Annotated in this window: 19 protein-coding genes; 3 read left to right on the top strand and 16 right to left on the bottom strand. The window is 64.9% G+C overall.

The genetic code is table 11. From position 1 onward, the window contains the following. Positions 1–20 precede the first annotated feature (20 nt). Positions 21–1652, top strand: a complete 1632-nt coding sequence (locus tag ACLIIZ_RS17270) for a Na/Pi cotransporter family protein (RefSeq protein ID WP_416694084.1) — start codon at positions 21–23, stop codon at positions 1650–1652. Positions 1653–1655: 3 nt separating this feature from the next. On the opposite strand, the gene ACLIIZ_RS17265 is transcribed toward ACLIIZ_RS17270, so the two are convergent. From ACLIIZ_RS17265 to ACLIIZ_RS17235, 7 genes are all read right to left on the bottom strand, one after another. Next, the gene (locus tag ACLIIZ_RS17265) at positions 1656–2606 is read right to left on the bottom strand and encodes an alpha-E domain-containing protein (protein ID WP_416694082.1); all 951 of its coding nucleotides are present in this window, start codon (positions 2604–2606) and stop codon (positions 1656–1658) included. Next, positions 2600–4021, bottom strand: coding sequence for a circularly permuted type 2 ATP-grasp protein (locus ACLIIZ_RS17260; RefSeq protein WP_416694080.1), 1422 nt, complete (start codon positions 4019–4021; stop codon positions 2600–2602). Before ACLIIZ_RS17260 ends, ACLIIZ_RS17265 begins: the two co-directional genes overlap by 7 nt. A 196-nt stretch (positions 4022–4217) precedes the next feature. Next, positions 4218–5399: an acetyl-CoA C-acyltransferase family protein gene (locus ACLIIZ_RS17255; RefSeq protein ID WP_416694078.1), complete on the bottom strand. Its 1182-nt coding sequence runs from the start codon at positions 5397–5399 to the stop codon at positions 4218–4220. A 25-nt stretch (positions 5400–5424) separates the two neighbouring features. Then, positions 5425–6348, bottom strand: a complete 924-nt coding sequence (locus tag ACLIIZ_RS17250) for a CobD/CbiB family protein (RefSeq protein WP_416694076.1) — start codon at positions 6346–6348, stop codon at positions 5425–5427. Positions 6349–6391: 43 nt separating this feature from the next. After that, positions 6392–6979 carry a CoA pyrophosphatase gene (locus ACLIIZ_RS17245; protein WP_416694074.1) on the bottom strand — a complete coding sequence of 196 codons (588 nt, stop codon included), beginning with the start codon at positions 6977–6979 and terminating at the stop codon, positions 6392–6394. Next, positions 6976–7233 carry a hypothetical protein gene (locus ACLIIZ_RS17240; protein WP_374328073.1) on the bottom strand — a complete coding sequence of 86 codons (258 nt, stop codon included), beginning with the start codon at positions 7231–7233 and terminating at the stop codon, positions 6976–6978. The genes ACLIIZ_RS17245 and ACLIIZ_RS17240 overlap by 4 nt, the downstream gene beginning before the upstream one ends. 10 nt (positions 7234–7243) lie before the next feature. Next, positions 7244–7900: a retropepsin-like aspartic protease family protein gene (locus ACLIIZ_RS17235; RefSeq protein ID WP_416694071.1), complete on the bottom strand. Its 657-nt coding sequence runs from the start codon at positions 7898–7900 to the stop codon at positions 7244–7246. Between ACLIIZ_RS17235 and ACLIIZ_RS17230 the strand changes: the two genes are divergently transcribed. Next, positions 7899–8612 carry a type 1 glutamine amidotransferase gene (locus ACLIIZ_RS17230; RefSeq protein ID WP_416694069.1) on the top strand — a complete coding sequence of 238 codons (714 nt, stop codon included), beginning with the start codon at positions 7899–7901 and terminating at the stop codon, positions 8610–8612. The two genes, ACLIIZ_RS17235 and ACLIIZ_RS17230, sit on opposite strands and share 2 nt — an antisense overlap. Positions 8613–8658: 46 nt before the next feature. Here ACLIIZ_RS17230 and ACLIIZ_RS17225 read toward each other — a convergent pair whose 3' ends face one another. The 6 genes from ACLIIZ_RS17225 to ACLIIZ_RS17200 are packed head-to-tail and all read right to left on the bottom strand — an operon-like array spanning position 8659 to position 13062. Further along, positions 8659–9153, bottom strand: coding sequence for a YajQ family cyclic di-GMP-binding protein (locus tag ACLIIZ_RS17225; protein WP_416694067.1), 495 nt, complete (start codon positions 9151–9153; stop codon positions 8659–8661). 6 nt (positions 9154–9159) lie between these two features. Continuing rightward, positions 9160–9471: a pyrimidine/purine nucleoside phosphorylase gene (gene ppnP, locus ACLIIZ_RS17220; protein ID WP_416694065.1), complete on the bottom strand. Its 312-nt coding sequence runs from the start codon at positions 9469–9471 to the stop codon at positions 9160–9162. A gap of 1 nt (position 9472) precedes the next feature. Continuing rightward, a complete protein-coding gene (locus ACLIIZ_RS17215; protein ID WP_416694063.1) occupies positions 9473–9694 on the bottom strand; it encodes a DUF2788 domain-containing protein in 222 nt (73 codons plus the stop codon). Positions 9695–9697: 3 nt separating this feature from the next. After that, positions 9698–10930, bottom strand: coding sequence for an argininosuccinate synthase (locus tag ACLIIZ_RS17210; protein ID WP_416694061.1), 1233 nt, complete (start codon positions 10928–10930; stop codon positions 9698–9700). Between the two features lie 34 nt (positions 10931–10964). After that, positions 10965–11885: an ornithine carbamoyltransferase gene (gene argF / locus ACLIIZ_RS17205; protein ID WP_416694059.1), complete on the bottom strand. Its 921-nt coding sequence runs from the start codon at positions 11883–11885 to the stop codon at positions 10965–10967. 4 nt (positions 11886–11889) lie between these two features. Further along, positions 11890–13062, bottom strand: coding sequence for an aspartate aminotransferase family protein (locus ACLIIZ_RS17200; protein ID WP_416694057.1), 1173 nt, complete (start codon positions 13060–13062; stop codon positions 11890–11892). 139 nt (positions 13063–13201) lie between these two features. On the opposite strand from ACLIIZ_RS17200, the gene ACLIIZ_RS17195 reads away from it, so the two are divergent. Next, the gene (locus ACLIIZ_RS17195) at positions 13202–13978 is read left to right on the top strand and encodes a ParA family protein (RefSeq protein WP_416694055.1); all 777 of its coding nucleotides are present in this window, start codon (positions 13202–13204) and stop codon (positions 13976–13978) included. Here ACLIIZ_RS17195 and ACLIIZ_RS17190 read toward each other — a convergent pair. From ACLIIZ_RS17190 to ACLIIZ_RS17180, 3 genes are all read right to left on the bottom strand, one after another. Continuing rightward, positions 13965–14180: a hypothetical protein gene (locus ACLIIZ_RS17190; protein ID WP_416694053.1), complete on the bottom strand. Its 216-nt coding sequence runs from the start codon at positions 14178–14180 to the stop codon at positions 13965–13967. The genes ACLIIZ_RS17195 and ACLIIZ_RS17190 overlap by 14 nt on opposite strands. 110 nt (positions 14181–14290) lie before the next feature. Beyond that, the gene (locus ACLIIZ_RS17185; RefSeq protein ID WP_416694051.1) at positions 14291–15352 is read right to left on the bottom strand and encodes a hypothetical protein; all 1062 of its coding nucleotides are present in this window, start codon (positions 15350–15352) and stop codon (positions 14291–14293) included. A 1-nt stretch (position 15353) separates the two neighbouring features. Beyond that, positions 15354–15893 (bottom strand): hypothetical protein, encoded by a 540-nt coding sequence (locus tag ACLIIZ_RS17180; RefSeq protein WP_416694049.1) that lies wholly within the window; start codon positions 15891–15893, stop codon positions 15354–15356. Positions 15894–15947: the final 54 nt, after the last annotated feature.

Raw genomic sequence — 15947 nt, 5'->3', positions numbered from 1 at the left:
AGAAAACCGTAGGGGCAGTTATGGAAGGAATCAATCTGGCGGCGATGCTCGGTGGCGTCGGCCTTTTCCTGCTCGGCATGACGATGATGACCGACGGCCTCAAGCTGGCGGTCGGCCCCTCGCTCTCCGGCCTGCTCCACCGGTGGACGGCGACCCGCCTGCGCGGCCTGCTGTTCGGCATCGTGGCGACGGCGCTGGTGCAGTCGTCGAGCGCCATCACGGTGGCGGCGATCGGCTTCGTCAATGCCGGCCTGTTGCCGCTCGGCCAGTCGCTGTGGGTCTTCTTCGGCGCCAACGTCGGCACCACCTTCACCGGTTGGCTGGTCGCCGTGATCGGCTTCAAGCTCAAGCTGGAAGCGGCGGCGCTGCCGCTGATCGGCATCGGCGTCCTGCTCCGCCTGTCCGGCCAGGAAACGCGGCGCGGCGCGATTGGCAATGCACTGGCCGGCTTCGGCGTCCTCTTCCTTGGCATCGGCTTCCTGCAACAGGCTTTCGCTAGCGGCGGCAACGCCATCGATCTCAGCCAGTTGTCCGGTCACGGTCTCTGGTCGATCCTCGCCTTCGTCCTCGCCGGTGCCGTGCTGACGGCGATGATGCAGGCCTCGGCCGCCACCCTGGCCATCGTCCTGACTTTAGCCGAAGCCGGCGTCCTGCCACTGAGCGAAGCTGCCGGCGCGGTCATCGGTGCCAACATCGGCACCACTGCAACCGCCCTGCTGGCCTCCATCGGCGCCACCCCGAACGCCCGCCGGGCGGCGCTGGCGCATGTGCTGTTCAACCTGCTGACCGGTCTCGTCGCGCTGCTTGCTCTGCCGCTCTTGCTGTCGCTGATCGCCCGCCTGCGCGAACTGCTCGAACTGGGAACCCAGCCGGCCGTCACGCTGGCGCTCTTCCACAGCGTCTTCAACCTGCTCGGCGTCGTCCTGATGTGGCCGCTCACCGCCCGCCTCAGCCGTTTCCTGGAAACCCGCTTCCGGACGCGCGAGGAAGAGATCGGCCGCCCCCGCTACATCGACCGCAACGTCGGCGCGGTGCCGGCGCTGGCAGTCGATGCGCTGCATCGCGAAGTCTCGCGCCTGGGCAACATCGTCCTCGAACTGGCCCGCCAGCGCAGCACGCCGCTAGCCAGCGGCGATGCCCCGGACTGGCCGGCGCTCGACCCCTTCCCGGCGCTGGCACGCGCCATCGTCGATTTCGTCACCGAGGTCAATCGCCACCCGATGCCGGCCGATACGGCGCGCAACCTGGCGGCGCTGCTGCGCGTGCATCGCTATTACGACACCTGCCATGAACTGTGCGCGGAACTCGCCGACATCCATGCCCTGCCGCCGCAAATCGACGCCGCCTTGGTCGAGGAAATGCGCGCGCTCAGCGCGCAAGCACTGCACCTGCTGGTGCAGCTCGATCCGCAGCCGTCTGGCAAACCGCAACTCGGCGAAAACGCCCTGGCCGATTTCGAACTGGCTTACCACGCCCTCAAGGCCAGGCTGCTCGAAGCCGGCGCTGGCGGCCGCCTGTCGATCGACGCCATGGAACAACTGCTTGGCGGTTTCAGCGCGCTGCGCCGCCTGGTCGAGCAGGCGCACAAGGCGGCGAGCACCCTCGCCGGCTTCACCCCGCTGCCCGCCGAGGCGGCAGCGGACGCTAGCTGAGACTCAGGCGGCCTCGGCCATCGGCACCAGGAAGTCCTTGCTGATGCCGTCGCCGATCAGGTAGATGCGGTCCATGAAGTCGGTCAGCCACTCGTGCAGGCCGCCTTCCAGCAGATCGTCGATGCGGCCGTAGCGCAGTTGCGAGTAGAGCTGCCCGGCCTGCCGCGTCGTCTCCCCGGAATGGCTGTTGGCGACCAGTTCCAGGTTCTTGACCACGCCGCTCAGGCAAAAGCGCAAGGAGCGCGGCATGTCGCTGTTGAGGATGAGCAGTTCGGCAACCCGTTCCGGCGTGATGACGTCGCGGTAAACCTTGCGGTAGACCTCGAAGCCGGACACCGAGCGGAGCAAGGCGCCCCACTGGTAGAAGTCGGTCGCTTCCTCTTCCTCGCCGTGCGGGCGCAGCACGTGGTATTTGACGTCGAGGATGCGCGCCGTGTTGTCGGCGCGCTCGAGCAAGGTGCCGAGACGGATGAAGTGGAAAGCCTCGTCCTGCAACAAGGTGCCCAGCGTCGTCCCGCGCGACAGCGAGGAACGCATCTTGACCCACTCGCAGTAGTCGCCGATGCCGGCATTGACGATCTGCTCGAAGCTCTTTTCGCGGGCTTCCAGCCAGGTCGAGTTCATCGTTTCCCACATCTCGGTGGTCAGCGTGCCGCGTACGGCGTGGGCGTTCTCGCGTGCCAGGCGCAGGCAGCTATGGATCGACGAGAAATTGTCGGGATCGCTGACCATGAAGCGCAGCACGTTTTCGCCATTGACCGTCGAATACTTGGCGGCATAGGTTTCTTCCAGGCTGTTCAGGGCAATGATCCCGGCCCAGCTCTGGTTGGCCGCCTCTTCGGATTGCGGCACCAGCGACATCTGCCAGGTGACGTCGAGCAGGCGGGCGAGATTCTCGGCGCGCTCGATGTAGCGCGACATCCAGAACAGGTGATCGGCAGTGCGGCTCAGCATGATTCATCCTCCAGAACCCAGGTATCCTTGGTGCCGCCGCCTTGCGACGAATTGACGACGAGCGAGCCCTTGGTCAGCGCGACCCGGGTCAGGCCGCCGGGCACCATGTTCACGCACTTGCCCGAGGACAGCACGAAGGGCCGCAAATCGAGGTGGCGCGGCGCGATGCCTTCCTCGACGAAGGTCGGGCAGTTGGACAGCGCCAGCGTCGGCTGGGCGATGTAGCCGTCCGGCTTGGCCAGCAGTAGCTGGCGGAACTTCTCGATCTGCTCCTTGGTCGAGGCCGGGCCGACCAGCATGCCGTAGCCGCCGGCGCCATGCACTTCCTTGACCACCAGTTCGGCCAGGTGGTCGAGCACGTAGGCGAGATCGTCCTTCTTGCGGCACATGTAGGTCGGCACGTTGTTCAACCTCGGCTCCTCGCCGAGGTAGAAGCGGATCATCTCCGGCACGTAGGGGTAGATCGACTTGTCGTCGGCGACGCCGGTGCCGATCGCGTTCGACAGGGTGACGTTGCCGGCCTGGTAGGCCTTCAGGATGCCGGGCACACCGAGCGCCGAATCGGCACGGAAGGCGAGCGGGTCCATGAAGTCGTCGTCGATTCGCCGGTAGATCACATCGACGCGCTGCGGCCCCTGCGTCGTGCGCATGTACACCGTGTCGTTCTTGACGAAGAGGTCGCGCCCCTCGACCAGCTCGACGCCCATCTGCTGGGCCAGGAAGCTGTGTTCGAAATAGGCGCTGTTGTAGGCGCCCGGCGTCAGCACCACCACCGTCGGGTCGGCGATGCCCTGCGGCGCGACGGCGCGCAGTTTTTCCAGCAGCATGTCCGGGTAATGCTGGACCGGCGCCACCTTGTGCCGGGCGAAGAGTTCGGGGAAGAGCCGCATCATCATCTTGCGGTCCTCGAGCATGTAGGAGACGCCGGAAGGAACCCGCAGATTGTCTTCGAGCACGTAGAACTCGCCAGCCCCGGCGCGCACCACGTCGACGCCGGCGATGTGCGCGTAGATGCCGGCAGGCACATCGACGCCCTGCATCACGGCGCGGTACTGCGCGTTGTTCAGCACCTGCTCAGCCGGAATCTTGCCCGCCTTGAGGATCTCCTGGTCGTGGTAGATATCCCACAGGAACATGTTGAGCGCCCGCACCCGCTGGCGCATCCCACGTTCCAGCGCCTTCCATTCCTGAGCGGGGATGATGCGCGGAATGATGTCGAAGGGAATCAGACGTTCCTTGCCGGCTTCCTCGCCATAGACGGCGAAGGTGATGCCGACGCGGTGAAAGGCCAGGTCGGCTTCGGCCCGCTTGCGCTCGATGCGCTCCGGCGGCGTCTCGCGCAGCCAGTTTTCGTATCCCTTGTAGTGCTCCCGGACGCCGCCGTTGGCGTCATACATCTCGTTATAGAAGTTCATGTTGGACTCGTCACTGAGGATGCTCTCGAAGATCTTTCAGCAGAATCCATGCCACGCCCCAAAATGGCATCGAATCAGTGAGTTGGCAAAACCCTACGCAAACCACCGCCCCAATCTGGTGCTGCACCAATTCAAGCTGGTGCAAAAAAAATCGCCGGCGGCTGCCGGCGATTTTCAAGGCTGGAACATATTTGCGTCAGGCGCGTTCGAGAATGACCGCAATCCCCTGGCCGCCGCCGATACACATGGTGACCAGCGCGTACTTGCCGCCGATGCGTTCCAGTTCGTACAGCGCCTTGGTAGCGATGAAGGCACCGGAACAACCAACCGGGTGGCCGAGGGCGATGGCACCGCCGTTCGGGTTGGTCTTGACCGGATCGAGGCCGAGCACCTTGGACACCGACAGGGCCTGCGCGGCAAAGGCTTCGTTGGATTCGATGACGTCCATCTGGTCGAGCGTCAGGCCAGCCTTCTTCAGCGCCAGCTTGGTCGCCGGGATCGGGCCTTCGCCCATCACGTCGTTCGGCACACCGGCAACGGCGTAACCGGCGATGCGGGCACGCGCCTTGTAGCCAGCCTTGGCGGCGACGTCGGCGGCGGCGAGCACGAAGAAGGCGGCGCCGTCATTGATGCCGGAAGCGTTACCGGCGGTAACCGTACCGTCCTTCTTGAACGCCGGCTTCATCTTGGCCAGGCTTTCCATCGTCGTGCCGCGCTTCGGATGCTCGTCGGTATCGAAGACAACTTCGCCCTTGCGCGTCTGCTTGACGATGGGAACGATCTGCGACTTGAAGTAGCCGGCGTCGATGGCGGCGGCGGCACGACGCTGCGACTCGACGGCGAAGGCATCCTGCGCTTCACGGGTGATGCCATGCTTTTCCGCCAGGTTTTCGGCGGTAATGCCCATGTGGCCAACGCCGAACGGGTCGGTGAGGACGGCGACCATCGAATCGACCGCCTTGGTGTCACCCATGCGCGCGCCGGAACGCAGCGCCGGCAGCAGGTAAGCAGCCTTCGACATGACTTCGACGCCACCGCCGATACCGTAGTCGGCATCGTTCAGCATGATGTTCTGGGCGGTGGTGACGATGCCCTGCAGGCCGGAGGCGCACAGGCGGGAAACCTGCATGGCGACCGATTCCATCGGCAGGCCGGCCTGGATCGAGGCGACGCGCGAGGCGTAGGCATAACGGGAGTCGGTCGGCATCGTCGTGCCGACGGTGACGTAGTTGATCTGCTGCGGATCGACGCCGGAACGGGCGATCGCTTCCTTCATCACGATGCCGGCCAGTTCGCTGGTATCGAAATCGGCCAGGGAACCGCCGAAGGCGCCAATCGGGGAACGGACCGCGCTCAGGACAACAACTTCTCTGCTCATGTAGAACTCCTCTTAAAAATTATTTTCAGCCCGCCAGATTGGCCAGCCCCAACAAAAAGAGCAACAACACCCACAGCACCGTCGCCCGCCAGACCAGACCGACGGCGCTCTGCATGAAATCGACGTCGGCCGGTTCGCCGAGGCCGAGTTCGGCCCGATCGGAAACCTCGCCTTCGTCCACCACCGAACCGCCCAACTGAACGCCGAGCGCTCCTGCCCCACTCGCCAGCACGATGCCGAGATCGCGATCCGGCCACAGCGCCGGCTGCGTCCGCCAGCAATGCACGGCATCCTCGAAATCGCCGACGACGGCGAAGGCCGACGCCGTCGTCCGCAACGGCAACCAGTCGATCAGGGCGAAAGCCTGCCGGGCGAATGTTACGAACTCATTATGCGCCGCGCCGCCGAGCACTGTCCAACGCTCGCGCATGACCAGCGCCAGACGATAGAGCAGCGCGCCGCACGGCCCCGGCAGCAGCACGAACCAGAGCAGGACGGCAAAAACATGCCGGTGCGAGGCGGCCAGCGCGCCCTCGATCGACAAGCGCGCCACTTCGCGCGCGCTCAACCCTTGCGTCGGCCGGTCCTGCCATTCGCCGAGCAGTTGGCGCGCGCGCTCAAGATCGCCAAGGCGCAAGGCGAGCTGGATTTCGGTGTAATGGTGACTGAACTGCCGAAAGCCCATGGTCAGGTAGAGCACACCAACATTGAGCAGCCAGGCAAGCGCCGGACTCACCGCGTAGCAAGCGTAGTAGAACCCGGCCAGCAGCACGACCGGCAGGGCAACCGCGACCAGCCAGGCGCCGATCCCGTGGTGGTGGGCGCCGGCATTGAAGCGCGATTCGATGAAATCGGCCCAGGCCTCGAGTGGCGTCGCGACGATGCGCCGGTAGTCCAGCGGTTTGAACTGCTCGATCAGGAAAACGGCGATCAGCGAAAGGAGGCTCATGGGGCAAGGCGGCAATCAACTGCCATGTTTCTTCGTATCGGAGTCAAGATACCACAAGCCTTTCGCTCAGCGAACGGATCATGCCGGCGGTTGCCCCCCAGATGAAATGTCCGGCATAGGGCATGGCATAAAAATGGCGCAGCGCGCCGCGCAGATGGACCGAATGCCGCTGGTGGTTGGACTGGTCGAGCAGGAAGGTGAGCGGCACCTCGAAAATCTCGGCCACCTCGAAAGGATCGGGCGTCAGGTCGAAAGGCGGGGTCACCGCGGCGACCACCGGCACGACGCAAAACCCGGTGCCGGTACGGTACTCCGGCAGGTAGCCGAGGACTTCGACATGGCGCCGGGAAAGGCCAATTTCTTCCTCGGTTTCACGCAACGCGGTAGCCAGCGGCGAATCGTCGGCCGCCTCGACCCGCCCGCCGGGAAAGCTGACCTGGCCGGCGTGGTCGCGCAGATGGGCGGTACGCTGCGTGAGCAGCACGGTATGACCGGCGGCGCGCCGGATGATCGGGAACAGCACGGCGGCAGGCGTCAGGTTGGCGTTCGTCGCACCGTCCTCGACCACCACCTCGCCTGCCGGCGGATTGGTCAGCAAGCTGCGGCGCAGGCTTTCCAGGTCGATGCTCATGCGCCGGCCGAGTCCTCCTCGATTTCGGCGTGAACCGCCGACAGCGCATCCTGCAGGGTTTCCTCGCTCAGGCCATTGATGCTGGTGGCGACGACGTCGGCCGCCTCGACGGCGGCCACCGGCAAGCGCTTGCTATCGAGCGAAGCGATCAGCGCGGCGCTGGCGCCGACCACGCGCAACAGCGCCTGGCGTTCGCCCATCAGCATTTCCAGTTCCTCGCGCAGCAGCGCGATCTCGTTTGCCTGTTGTGGCATGGTCTCTCTCCTAATAGCGCTTTTTCAGCGTCATCGTACTGCCGTCGCGCTGCATTTCCATCCGGTTGAGAAAACTCATCCCGAGCAGGGCGATCGGCAGGTCATGTTGGTGGATCGCCGCGTCAACCTGGTGCAGCGTGACGCCGCCGACGCGCACGCTGTCCAGCTTGACCACGCTGATCATGGTCTGGCCGTTGGCGGTTTGCGAAAACCCCTTCTGGCCACGGTTGAAATCCAGCCCCATGCGCCGCGCATCGCTGGCGCCGAGGGAAATCATGCTCGCTCCGGTGTCGACCAGGAAACGCACGGAAGCGCCGTTGATCGTCCCAATGGTGACGAAATGCCCCTGGCCGTCGGCGGTCAGCACGATCTTCTCGCCGGCACCGTCGGAGGCCAGGCCAACCGCGTGCTGGCCGACGCGCAAGGGGCGCTTGCGGCCGCCGATCTCGATCACCGCCTGATCGCCCTGCACCGAAATCACCTTGATCCCGTCGACCGTGCTGCCGACCGGCACCGCCCGCGGCGGCGCGCCGTTGATCATGAGCAGCGCCTTGCTACCCATGACACCGGCCAGGCCAACCTCCTGCGCCAGAGCGACGGAGCTCAGACAGGCCAGGCATGCCAGCGTAGAATGCGGCATCCGGAAACGCTTTGCGAGTACAGCCATGAAACCCGTTGCCATCTTTCGTCACTCCCCCACCGAAGGTCCGGGCTATTTTGCCATATTCCTTGAGCGACAAGGGATTCCGTGGGAATTGATCGCCGTCGACGAAGGCGCGGCGGTGCCCGGGAGCGCCGAGGATTTCGCTGGCCTCTGTTTCATGGGCGGGCCGATGAGCGTCAATGATCCGCTGCCGTGGATCGATTCGATCTGCGCCCTGATCCGCGACGCCGTCGCGCGCGACATTCCGGTAATCGGCCATTGCCTGGGCGGCCAGTTGATCAGCAAGGCACTCGGCGGCCAGGTGACGAAGAACCCGGTCAAGGAAATCGGCTGGGGCGAGGCGCTGGCCGAGGACAATGAAATCGCCCGCCGCTGGCTGGGCGATTTCGCCGGCCGGGCGAACACCGTTTTCCAGTGGCACGGCGAGACCTTCAGCATTCCGCCCGGCGCCAGCCGGCTGTTCGCCAACGCCTACTGCGCCAACCAGATGTACGTGCTCGGCCCGCACCTGGGCATGCAGTGCCACGTCGAGATGACGCCGGAGATGATCGCCACCTGGGCCAGCCAGTGGGGCGACGAGGCACTGGCCGTCGGCGATCAGCCGAGCGTGCAGACGCCGGACGAGATGAACGGCCAGGTCGGCGCGCGCCTGCCGGCGATGCGCTCACTCTCCGACCAGCTTTACACCGCCTGGATCGCCAACCTGCGCCGGTAAACGCAAGCGGGCGGCCAAGGCCGCCCGGCGGGTCCGCTGCCGGCGGTCAATCGCGGTAGTTGCCGTCCTTGATCGGGAAGTCGGTGATCTTCGAGCGGACCAGCGCGATCGCCTCGCGCAACTCGTCGATCTTCTTGCCGGAAACGCGCACCGCGTCGCCCTGGATCGAGGCCTGCGCCTTGAGCTTGGCGTCCTTGATCAGCTTGACGATCTTCTTCGCCAGTTCGCTGTCGATGCCGTCGCGGATCTTCATTTCCTGCTTCGACTTGTTGCCGGAAACGCTCTGGATCTTCTGCACGTCGAGCCGCTTGACGCTGTCCTTTTCCTTCTTTTCCATGGCCGGGAAAAGCAGGTCCTTGATCTGGTCAAGCTGGAACTCGGAATCGCCCCACAGCGTGATCACTTTGTCCTTCTCGTTCAACTCGACCTTGGCCGAGGTGCCCTTGAAGTCGTAGCGGTTTTCGATCTGGCGCGATGCGACATCGACGGCATTCTTCAATGCCACCATGTCGGCTTCGGAGGTGAAGTCAAATGACGGCATGATGGCTCACCCAAAGTGGCAGACGTAGTGGTAAGGCTCGTCGCAGGCGATCTCGAAGCTGGAATTGCCCGGCACGTTGAAGGATTCGCCAGCGCCGTAGGTCTTCCACTCGCTCTCGCCCTTCAGCTTGACGCGGCAGGCACCGCCGACGCCTTCCATGATTTCCGGCGCGCCGGTGTTGAAGGTCAGGCTGGCCGGCAGGATCACGCCGACCGTCTTCTTCGTGCCATCGGCGAGGATGACGGTGTGGCTGACGCACTTGCCGTCGAAATAAACGTTGGCCTGCTTGACCACGGAAACGTTGTCGTATTGCGACATTTCAGATACCCCAGATTTTTTGAATCACGGACTTGGCGATGAAGCCGAGCATGCCGAAGGAGAGGACGAAGAAGAGGACGAAGGTCCCCGTCTTGCCGGCCTTCGACCGCCAGGCGATCTCGCCGATGATGAACAGCATGTAGAGGATGAAGGCACCGACTCCCCAGGTCGAGAAGAAGTCGGCGATCTGCTCCTCGTTGAAGCCGAATAAGGTGCCTTCCACCGATCAACCGCCCTTGCGCGCCTTCAGGTTGGCGGCGATGCGCATGCGCAGCGCGTTCAACTTGATGAAGCCGCCGGCATCCTTCTGGTCGTAGGCACCAGCGTCGTCCTCGAAGGTGGCGATGGTCGAGTCGAACAGCGAATCGGTCTTCGAATCGCGGCCGACGACGATCACGTTGCCCTTGTACAGCTTGACGCGGACGAAGCCGTTGACGTTCTGCTGGGTGTGGTCGATCAGGGTCTGCAGCGCGACGCGCTCCGGGCTCCACCAGTAGCCGTTGTACACCAGACTGGCGTAGCGCGGCATCAGATCGTCCTTGAGGTGGGCGACTTCGCGGTCGAGGGTGACCGACTCGATGGCGCGGTGGGCGCGCAGCATGATCGTGCCGCCCGGGGTTTCGTAGCAGCCGCGCGACTTCATGCCGACGTAGCGGTTCTCGACCAGGTCGAGGCGGCCGATGCCGTGCTTGCCGCCAAGCTGGTTGAGTTTGGTCAGCACCTGCGCCGGGCTCAGGCGCTCGCCGTTCAGGGCGACGATGTCGCCCTTCTCGTATTCGATGTCGAGGTATTCGGCCGCATCGGGCGCCGCTTCCGGCGACACCGTCCACCGCCACATGCTTTCCTCGGCTTCCGCCGCCGGGTCTTCCAGGTGACGGCCTTCGTAGGAGATGTGCAGCAGGTTGGCGTCCATCGAGTACGGTGAACCGCCCTGCTTGTGCTTCATTTCGACCGGGATGCCGTGCTGCTCGGCGTAGGCGAGCAGCTTTTCGCGCGACAGCAGGTCCCATTCGCGCCATGGGGCGATGACCTTGACGCCCGGCTTCAGCGCGTAGGCGCCGAGTTCGAAGCGAACCTGGTCGTTGCCCTTGCCGGTGGCGCCGTGCGAAATGGCGTCGGCACCGGTGGCATTGGCGATCTCGATCAGGCGCTTGGCGATCAGCGGACGGGCGATCGACGTGCCGAGCAGATATTCGCCTTCATAGACGGTGTTGCAGCGGAACATCGGGAAAACGAAGTCGCGCACGAATTCTTCGCGCAGGTCGTCGATGAAGATGTTTTCCGGCTTGATGCCGAACTTCAGCGCCTTGGCGCGCGCCGGCTCGAGCTCTTCGCCCTGGCCGAGGTCGGCGGTAAAAGTCACCACTTCGCATTGATAGGTGTCCTGCAGCCACTTGAGGATGACCGAGGTATCCAGACCGCCCGAATAGGCGAGAACCACTTTCTTGACGTCGCTCATTTGCTTTTCCAGTTTCGTTTTGACAATGCGCCGATCAGACCTTGAGACGGCCGAGCAGCAGGTATTCCATGAGGGCTTTCTGGACGTGCAGTCGGTTCTCGGCCTCGTCCCAGACCACCGACTGCGGGCCGTCAATGACGTCCGCCGTCACTTCCTCGCCGCGATGCGCCGGCAGGCAGTGCATGAACAGCGCCTTCGCATCAGCGACGCCCATCATCTCGGCGTCCACGCACCAGTCGGCGAAGGCCTTCATGCGCGCCTCGTTCTCGGCCTCGTAGCCCATCGACGTCCACACGTCGGTGGTGACCAGGTCGGCGCCGCGGCAGGCGTCCATCGGGTCGGCGAAGACCGCGTAGCGCGACGGGTCGACCCCGGCGATCAGCGCCGGATTCAATTCATAGCCGGGCGGCGTCGACACATGGACCTTGAAGTCGAGCACTTCGGCGGCCTGCAGCCAGGTGTTGCACATGTTGTTGGCGTCGCCGACCCAGGCCACCGTCTTGCCGCCGATGCAGCCGCGATGCTCGATGTAGGTGAAGATGTCGGCAAGGATCTGGCAGGGGTGGTATTCGTTGGTCAGGCCGTTGATCACCGGCACGCGCGAGTTGGCGGCGAAGCGTTCGATGATGTCCTGCTCGAAGGTGCGGATCATCACCAGGTCGCTCATGCGCGAGATCACCTGCGCCGCGTCCTCAACCGGCTCGCCGCGCCCGAGCTGGGAATCGCGGGTGTTCAGGTAGATCGCCGAGCCGCCGAGCTGCTGCACGCCGGCCTCGAAGGACAGACGGGTGCGCGTGCTCGCCTTCTCGAAGATCATCACCAGCGTGCGGTCGGTCAGCGGCCAGTACTTCTGGTAGGACTTGAACTGGTCCTTGATCCAGCGCGTGCGCTCGAAGACGTACTGGTGTTCTTCGCGGGTGAAATCCTTGAACTGCAGGAAATGCTTGATCGCCATCGTCTCACCCCGCCAGGAAGGCCTTGATCAACGGCAGCATGCGGGCCACCAGTTCGCGGGCATCGGCCTCGCTGAAGTTGAGCGGCGGCAGCAGGCGGATCACGGTGTCGCCGGTGACGTTGATCAGCAGGCCGGCCGCCAGCCCCTGGGCGACCAGGGCGCCGCACGGACGGTCGAGCTCGACGCCGATCATCAGGCCGTGGCCGCGGATATCGACGACGCCCGAAGTGCCGGCCAGGCCTTCGGCAAAGCCCTGGCGGATCAGCGCGCCGATGCGTTCGGCGTTGGCCAGCAGTCCTTCTTCCTCGATGCAGTCGAGGGTGGTCAGCGCCGCCGTGCAGGCGAGCGGGTTGCCGCCGAAGGTCGAGCCGTGGTTACCCGGCCCGAACAGTCCGGCAGCGCGGCCGCCGGCCATGCAGGCGCCGATCGGCACGCCGGAACCGAGGCCCTTGGCCAGCGTCGCGACGTCCGGCTGGACGCCGACCTGCTGGTAGCCGAACCACTTGCCGGTACGGCCCATGCCGCACTGCACTTCGTCGCAGATCATCAGCCACTCGTGGGCGTCGCAGATTTCGCGCACGCCGCGGTAGTAGGCCGCGTCGCGCAGATGGATGCCGCCCTCGCCCTGGATCACTTCCAGCATCACGCCGACGATGTTGCGGTTGTGCTCGGCGACCGCGCGGATGGCGTCGAGATCGCCGTAGGGAACGCGGACGAAGCCGGCGACCAGCGGCTCGAAGCCAACCTGCACCTTGTAGTTGCCGGTCGCCGACAGGGTCGCCATGGTCCGCCCGTGGAAGGACTTTTCCATGACGATGATGGTCGGCAACTCGATGCCCCTCTTGTGGCCGTAGAAACGCGCCAGCTTGATCGCCGCCTCGTTGGCTTCGCAACCGGAATTGCAGAAGAACACTTCCTGCATGCCGGACAGCGCGCACAGCCGGTCGGCCAGCTTGTCCTGACCGGTGACGCCGTAGAGGTTGGAAGTGTGGATCAGGCGTCCGGCCTGTTCGGCGATCGCCGCGACCAGCTTGGGATGGGCGTGGCCCAGGGTGTTGACGGCGATCCCGGAGAGCGCGTCCAGGTACTCGCGGCCCTCGGTATCGGTGACCCGGCTACCCTTGCCGTGACTGAAAGCCACCGGCAGGCGGGCGTAGGTATTCATGACATGCGACATGAGGCAGACCCCATAAAACGAAAACGGCGGCCATCGCCGCCGGAACGATTGCAACGCGGACCGGCGAAAATAACCGGAAAGAGTTGCAGAAAGCTGAATGTTAAGTGAAAAATAGCGCCTTGTATAGAACGGCCACACCATGCGAATCGCCATATTCAACCAGAAAGGCGGCGTCGGTAAAACGACCACCGCGCTCAACCTCGGGGCCGCCCTGCATCGTTCGGGAAACGCCCCACTCCTCATCGATCTCGATCCGCAAGGCCATCTTTCCAGTATTCACGGCAACATCCCGCTCGCCTCCGACAAGAGCCTGTTCGCTTTTTTCCAGGACCAGCAGCCGCTGCAGTCGCTCGAAGTGGCGTGGGAACACATTGGCCAACTGATTCCCGCCCACCAGCAACTGATCAAGGTGGACTCGATCTTCGGCAAGGGACCAGCCGTCCTCAACAAGCTGCGCCTCGGCCTCGACGCGCTGGAAGCCGCCCATCCCGACCGCCACTGCCTGATCGACTGCTGCCCCTACATCGGCGTCCTGGCGCTCAATGCCATCTTCGCCTGCGACACGCTGCTCATCCCGGTGTCTACCGACTACCTGTCGCTGCAGGCCGCCGAGCACATCACGCGCACGCTGCAGGTGCTCGAACCGGTGATGAAGCGCCGCGTCAACCGGCTCTACCTGCTGACCCGTTTCGACCGCCGCCGGCGAATGAGCGAAGACGTGCGCCAGCGCCTGTGCGAACGCTACGGCGACGATGTCCTCGATGTCGCGATTTCGGAAAACGTGACCGTGGCCGAAAGCCCGTCGCTACAGCAGGACGTCTTCCGTCACAACGCCTCGAGCACCGGCGCCCACGACTACCGCAGCCTGCTCGCCGAACTGGCCGAACGCGGCTGCCTGCCGATCACGACAAGCTGAGCGGCAGCGCCAGACTTTCGTAGTTCACCGTCCCCAGCCGGCCGTTCATGCTGACCCGCCGCTGCGTGCATTCGAGCACCTCGCAGTGGTTGTAGATCTGCGCCACCTTGCGGCGCGCCTCGTCCTCATCACGCCCGTAAAAGGAAAGATGGTCGACGACGACGCCGTTGCGCGTCCTGATCCGGAAGAGAAATTTGTTCATCGTCCCAGCCAGCATAAAAAGTCCAGATAGATCAATGTGCTACGGGGAGTATATGCCGTTGGTACTAACAACACAATCCATTTACATTGTAAAAAACTGCGAACCACGATCTACTTCGCAGCGCCGCCACCAGACCCCGGCAGGGCCTCGCTGCGCCCGACGAATGCCGACACCAGACGGTCCATGAAGGCGAACAGCAGTTCAACGCTGTAGCCGGCAAGGAAAGCCAGCGCGAACGGGGTCAGCGAGGCGAGCGGACTGGTCGCGTCGCCGCCGACGCCGAACCAGGCGATCACCAGCCCGGTCAGCCCGCCAGTGTAGATGCGCACCTGATAGAGGCGGCCGGCGACGTGGGTGCGGCGCTCGATGCCGGCGGCCAGCGTGCGCAGCACATGCAGGCAGCTGCCGAGCAGGCCGTAGAGCAGCGGCAGCAGGTAGAGTTCGACGCACTCCTTGGCCAGGCTAGCCTCCAGCCGGGCCTTGCGCATCGTCGAGAAAGGACTGGGACTGCCGGCGGCCTCGTCGAGCGCCGCGCCGCGGCGGGCGATGCCGGGCACCAGCGCGCGCCAGATGTCGTTCCACTGTTCGAGGGCGGCGACGCGGATCGCCAGATCGAGGTTGAGTTGCTCGCCGGCCGCCTCGAGCTTCAGGAGTTCCCGATCGTCATCGGCGAGCTGCGCCTTGTTCAGCGTCGCCAGCCGTTCGCCGACCCGCTCGGCCTCGGCGACCAGTTGCGCCGCCTGGGCTTCGAGCCGGTTGCCGATCACCCAGTACATCTGCACCACCAGCAACAGCACGAGCACGACAAAGGACGCCAGCGAGAAACGGTAGATGCTGCGCTCTGCCAGCGTCGTCAGCTTGGGACCGAGCAGGCGGTCAAGCAGTCGCCCGCCAAGGCCGCGCCGTCCCTGGCGGCTCATCGTCGCCTCGATGCTGTCCGAGGTTACCGGCTGCACGGCGCGGGCCAGGCTGCCATAAGCCTCCCAGAATTTCGTCGTCGCCGCCACCGCCGCAGCATCGGCGGCCACAGCCGGCAACTGGCGGGCGGCGACGACGGTGGCGACGACGCCGTCGTCGAGTTCGATGCCGTTTTCGGCGGCGTAGGCCAACAGCAGGTCTGCCTCATCGATGGCGCGGCGCAATACCGGGTTGGTGTGCGGGGTCGGTTCCATGTCATTTCACCGTGATCGAGTAGCGACAAGGCTTGCCACCGTCGCACAGGACCGGCGTATGGTCGGCATAGACGACGGCGACGCTCCACCGGCCAGGGCCGGGGCGCGCCTTGGCGCTCCAGGTCCGCCAGTCGAAATGGCCGCGCGCGCTGACTTCCTGGCGCAGCGCGGCGAGCAGTTCGCGACTGCCGGCGCTGAGGGCGATCGAATCGGTCATCTCGGTCTGCCCCTCGGCCTGCACGCCGGCAAAACTCTCACGGAACCAGCGGTGGCGGATCGGCAGACGCCCCGCCTGTTCCAGGCGGGCCAGCGCCGCCTCGCTCGCCCGCAGGCGCATCCACAGCATCAGCGGCCGGCGGGCTCGGGCGTCGTTGAGCACGGCGGCGGGCTGCCGCGAACCGGGATCGACCGCCGTCGCCCAGCGCGCTTCGGCGATTTCAACCAGCGGCAGCGCGCCGCCCGCGGCGTCTTCCTGCTGCGCTGCCGCGGCCGATACCGCCAGCACCAGCAGAATGCCGACCAGTGAACCTGCTGCCTTCATCGCCCCCCCGCCTTTCTGCCAAGCTCTTCTCAGAGCCAGGCAAAATAGGCCGCG

It is taken from the genome of Azonexus caeni (genome assembly GCF_048146105.1).
Lineage (GTDB): Bacteria > Pseudomonadota > Gammaproteobacteria > Burkholderiales > Rhodocyclaceae > Azonexus > Azonexus aromaticus_B.
Note: the sequence above shows the minus strand (reverse complement) of the source record. Positions and strands in the feature narration are given on the sequence as shown.